General features: G+C 72.0%; 3 protein-coding genes and 1 pseudogene. 1 reads left to right on the top strand and 3 read right to left on the bottom strand.

Annotated features, from left to right (window positions below):
* The 3 genes and pseudogenes from AC2W7A_RS09410 to AC2W7A_RS09400 form a co-directional block, all read right to left on the bottom strand.
* Positions 1–1,374: pseudogene (locus AC2W7A_RS09410) on the bottom strand (gamma-glutamyltransferase family protein); the annotation flags it as partial.
* Between the two features lie 244 nt (positions 1,375–1,618).
* Complete coding sequence (locus AC2W7A_RS09405) at positions 1,619–3,043, bottom strand: MFS transporter (protein WP_485991133.1); 1,425 nt, start codon at positions 3,041–3,043, stop codon at positions 1,619–1,621.
* Between the two features lie 135 nt (positions 3,044–3,178).
* Positions 3,179–3,763, bottom strand: a complete 585-nt coding sequence (locus AC2W7A_RS09400) for an LURP-one-related/scramblase family protein (protein WP_485991132.1) — start codon at positions 3,761–3,763, stop codon at positions 3,179–3,181.
* A 185-nt stretch (positions 3,764–3,948) separates the two neighbouring features.
* Here AC2W7A_RS09400 and AC2W7A_RS09395 point away from each other — a divergent pair, with 185 nt between their 5' ends.
* Entirely contained in the window at positions 3,949–5,052 is a 1,104-nt protein-coding gene (locus AC2W7A_RS09395) for an LLM class flavin-dependent oxidoreductase (protein ID WP_485991131.1), read from the top strand.
* Positions 5,053–5,063: the final 11 nt, after the last annotated feature.

The raw sequence follows: 5,063 nt of genomic DNA, 5'->3' as shown, positions 1-5,063 counted from the left end.
ACCGCCTGGCCGCCGCCGTAGGTGCGGTCCCCGGGTCCGGTGCGGGTCACCCGGTGGCCCTTCGCCTCGAGCGCGGCGGCCACCTCGTCCGGCCAGCCGACCTCGAGCCTGAGTTCGCCGTCTCCCTCCACGAACCAGCGCGGCGCGTCCAACGCCTCCTGCACGGACTGCCCGGCCAGCAGCCGGTGCATCACCTGCAGGTGCCCCTGCGGCTGCATCGGCCCTCCCATCACCCCGTAGGCGCACACCGGCGCCCCGTACCGGGTGAGGAAGCCCGGGATGATTGTGTTCAGCGGCCGCTTGCCGCCGGCCACCTGGTTCGGGTGCCCTTCGGTGAGCACGAAGCCGGCACCACGGTCATGCAGCGCGATGCCCGTGCCCGGCACCACCAGCCCCGCGCCGAACCCGCGGTAGTTGGACTGGATGAGGGAGACCATCATCCCGTCCGCGTCGCCCACGGACAGGTACACCGTGCCGCCGGCTGTCGGCGGCTCGGTCACGACGACGGCCGCTCGGCTTCCGCTGATCCGTGCGGCCATCGCGTCGATCGCCTCGTTCGAGAGGATGTCCTCCACCTCGGTGCGCATCCACGCCGGATCGGCGATGTCCCCGTGCAGGACGGTCAGCGCCTGCCGCATCGCCTCCACCTGCAGGTGCACGGTCTCGGCGGCGTCCGGGTCCGCCCCGCCCCCGCCGCTCGGGTCCACGCCCATCCGCTCCAGGATGCGGATGGCCACCAGGGCGGCCAGCCCCTGGCTGTTCGGCGGGATCTCGTAGAGCTCATGCCCGGCCCAGGTCGCGGCGATCGGCTCACACCAGTCCACTTCGTGGCTCGCGAGGTCCTCGGCGGTCAGCAGGCCTCCCCCGGCCTCGGCATGGGCCACGATGCGCTCGGCGAGCGCCCCGCGGTAGAAGGACTCGCCGCCGGTCTCGAGGATCTCGCGCAGCGTGGCGGCGTGGTCCGCGAAGATCACCTTCTCCCCCTCGCGCGGGGCACGGCCCCCGGGCATGAACGTGGCGGCGAAGTCCTCGATCTCCCCGAGGATCCCGGCGGCGCGCCCCCAGTCCTGGGCCACGATCGGCGACCCGCCAGCCCTGTTCCGCGTGGCGCACGGCGTCCCGGCCCAGCCGGGCGAAGTCCAGCCGGCCGAACCGGCCGGACAGCGCCGCCCACCCGGCCACGGCGCCGGGGACGGTCACCGCATCCCAGCCACGCTTGGGCATCTCGGAGTACTGGGCGAAGTGCTCCGGGGTCCAGGCCTGCGGACTGCGGCCGGAGGCGTTGAGGCCGTGCATCCGCTCCCCGTCCCAGACGAGGGCGAGCAGGTCACCGCCGATCCCGTTGTTCGTCGGCTCCACCACCGTCAGGCACATCGCGGCGGCCACGGCGGCGTCGGCGGCAGTGCCGCCCTCGGCGAGCACCTCCAGGGCCGCGGAGGCGGCCAGTGGCGAGGAGGAGGCCACCACGGCCTCCCCGTAGACGGTCGAACGGCGGGTGGGATAGGTGTCCATGGCGCCCATGATGTCAGGCGAGCACGTCCGCCGGAGGTGGGCGCCGTCGTCGGGAAGGAGGGGACGGGCAGGTGCAGGCGGGCGGGACCGGACGGCCCGGACGGGCTCAGTACTCCCCGTGGATCCCCTGGCGGCGGGCCTGCAGGGAGAGCACCACGGAGAGCAGTGCCATGCCGAAGGCGACGATCGCGGCCAGGTAGAAGCCTGCCTGCGGGCCGAACGTCTCGATCACCTGACCGCACAGCGGCGCACCGGCGGCCGAGCCGGCCGTCATGCTGGAGCCGTAGAAGCCCATCGCCTCGCCCCGCCGATGCTCCGGGACCAGCCGGGACAGCAGCGACGAGGCCGCCGCCAGCGTCGGGGCGGTGAGCAGGCCGGACGGGATGGACAGCAGCGCCAGGGACCACAGGTCCCACGCCAGGGCCATGGGGATCGAGGCGACGCCGAGCAGGCCGATCAGCACGGTCGGCGAGACGTCCCGGTGCGTGGCGCCGTAGAAGATGCCGCCCACCGCGGAGGCGCCGCACCAGAGCGCGAACACCACGCCCACGTAGGCGGCCTGGTCCTGCCGCTCCAGCGTGGCCATGATCGTCACCTCAGTGCCGATCAGGGCGAAGCCCGCGCCGACGGCCACGAGCAGGACGGCCACGGAGGCGGGGTTCATCCAGCCGAAGGAGTTCCGCCGCCACTGGCGCAGCCGTTCGGCACGTCCGGCGTGGCGGGCCTGGGGAGACGGAGTGACGGGGCCGGAGCCGTCCGCCTTGATCACCGGCAGCGCGCCGGTGACGGCGGGGATGGCGGAGGTGACCACGGGGATCGCGCCGGTGGCCAGGTCCGCGGCGGCCACGTCCAGGTGCATGGGGGCGCCGGTGACCGCCTGCGCGATCGTTTGCTCCCGGTCCTCCTCCTCCGTGTAGGCGTCCTGACGCTGCGGGCCGGCCTCCACCTGCGAGGTGCGGGTCGGCGGGTTGAACCACATCAGCAGGCCGCCGCCGAGCGCCCCGGACAGGCCGACGATGACCAGACCGAGCGCCGAGGAGCCCATGGCGGCCACGATGCCGCCGAGGGTGGGGCCGATGATGAACACGCCCTCGGTGATGATCGAGTCCAGGGCGAACGCGGTCTGGCGCTCACGCCCTTGCGCCAGGACGCCCAGACCCTGTCTGACCACGGAGAACACGGGCACCACCAGCATGCCGCCCACGAACACCGCCGCGAGCATCAGCGGGAACGGCAGGAACGGGACGATCGGCCAGATCAGCGCCTCGCCGATCACGGACGGAATGAGGGCACGCCGCAGGCCCTTGTTGTCGATGACCCGGCCGCGCCAGGGCGCGCCCACCGCGATGCCCAGGGTCATGGCCGCCACCACGATGCCCGCGGTGCCGTAGCCCAGGCCCATGGTCACGGCCACATGGAAGGTGAGGATCACGCCGGCGGCGCTGTGCGGGAAGCGGGCAATGAACCCCACGCCCAGCAGGTTCCGGATGCGGGAGTCCGTGAGCAGTCGAGAATAGGCGCCGAAATCCACCAGCGCAGTCTAGCCCTGCGTGTGTCCCGGCCATGACGAGACGGACGGCACGCCCACGAGGCGGACGTGCCACCGGGCCTGGCGGGTTCGAGCCGACCGCCTGGCCGGTGTGGTGCCCCACGTGCGGCAGCCGGCCTAGCCCGAACGCCGCGACTGGTCCTTGGCCCGCATCAGGTCCAGCGCGAGGACGGTGCCCACCACGGCGCAGCGCACGAGCGGCGGCATGGCCGGGTCCAGGCGCACCTCGTAGCGCGACCGCCCCAGCAGGCCGTGGCCCAGTCCCGCCCACCGCCGTTCGACCGTGGCGATCTGCCGGCCGCGCGCATGCACCTCGAAGCTCATCCCCCACACGTTGCCGACGATCTCGAGCTCGGTGCCGTCCACCACCGCACCGGTGATCCGGGTGCGGAAGAAGGCCGTCTCCCGGCGCAGATGGGCCAGCGGGAGTCCCTCCGCGTCCACCATGGACATCCGGTCCCGCCCCAGCGTCAACACGTCCTCGAAGGCGAAGAGGACCCGGCCGGTCTCGGCGTCCTCGAACACGAACGAGCGGTTGCCCATGATGAACCGGCTCGCGCCGGAGCCGGTGGTGCGCACCCGCAGCACGGGCCGGTCCTCACCGTCCGTGACCTCGAAGTCGTTGGCCATGAAGCTCGTGGTCTGCTGCATGTGCAGCACGTCCGTGTGTGCCAGCCGTCCGGCGAAGAATCCGTTCTCCATGGTCACCAGTGTGGCCCAGCTGTGAGAGTGCCCACCAGGGTGCCGGCTCCCGGTCACCGGTACACCGCTCCGAACGAGGACTGCCGCGTGAGCCTGCACACCCTCGCCCGCCCCGGGAACATCGGGCCGGGCAGATCGGTTGACCCATATGATTGAAATTTGAAAGGCATCCCGCAGGAGGATCCATGCAGTTCGGCGTCTTCACGATCGGCGACCTCACCCCCGACCCCACCACCGGCACCCGGCCCAGCGAGCACCAGCGCATCAAGGACACCCTCCGGATCGCCCGGCACGCCGAGCAGGCGGGCTTCGAGGTGTTCGCGACCGGCCAGCACCACAACCCGCCCTTCGTGGCCCCGGGCAACCCGCCGACCCTGCTCTCCTACCTGGCCGCCGCCACGGAGCGGATCATCCTGTCCACCGCCACCACCCTGATCACCACCATGGACCCGGTGCGCCTGGCGGAGGACTACTCCTACCTGCAGCACCTCGCGGACGGCCGCGTGGACCTCACCCTCGGCCGCGGCAACACGGGCCCGGTCTACCCGTGGTTCGGCAAGGACATCCGCACCGGGCTCGAGCTCGCCGTGGAGAACTACCATCTCCTGCACCGCCTGTGGCACGAGGAGTCCGTGACCTGGTCCGGCCGCCACCGCACCCCGCTGCAGGACTTCACCCTCACCCCGCAGCCCCTGGACGGTGTGGCCCCGTTCGTGTGGCACGGCTCCATCCGCTCCCCCGAGATCGCCGAGCAGGCCGCCTACTACGGCGACGGCTTCTTCCACAACAACATCTTCTGGAACAAGGAGCATGTGATCCGCATGGTCCGCATGTACCGGGAGCGGTACGAGCACTACGGCCACGGCGCCGCCCACCAGGCCTACGTGGCCCTCGGCGGCCAGGCCTTCATGCACAGGGACTCCCAGGAGGCCGTGCGCCGCTTCCGCCCGTACTTCGACAACGCCCCGGTCTACGGCCACGGCCCGTCCCTGGAGGAATTCAGCCGGCTCACCCCGCTGACCGTCGGCTCGCCGCAGCAGGTGATCGAGCGCACCCTCGGGTTCCGGGAGTGGGTCGGCGACTACCAGCGGCAGATGTTCCTGATCGACCACGCCGGCCTGCCCACGGACGTGGTACTGGAGCAGATCGACCTCTTCGGCGAGGAGGTGCTGCCGGTGCTGAGCAAGGAGTTCGCCGCCCTGAAGCCGGCGGACGTCCCGGAGGCCCCGACCCACGGATTCCTCGTGGAGCGCGCCCGCCGCGGCGAGGCGCCGGCCACCTGGTCATAGGTGCCGTGGAA

It is taken from the genome of Micrococcus sp. LASM2_SD2 (assembly GCF_057364565.1).
Note: the sequence above shows the minus strand (reverse complement) of the source record. Positions and strands in the feature narration are given on the sequence as shown.

Excerpts from the sequence above, each read along its gene's own strand:
- AC2W7A_RS09400 (WP_485991132.1), bottom strand. The coding sequence starts at position 3,763 with ATGGAGAACGGATTCTTCGCCGGACGGCTGGCACACACGGACGTGCTG.
- AC2W7A_RS09395 (WP_485991131.1), top strand. The coding sequence starts at position 3,949 with ATGCAGTTCGGCGTCTTCACGATCGGCGACCTCACCCCCGACCCCACC.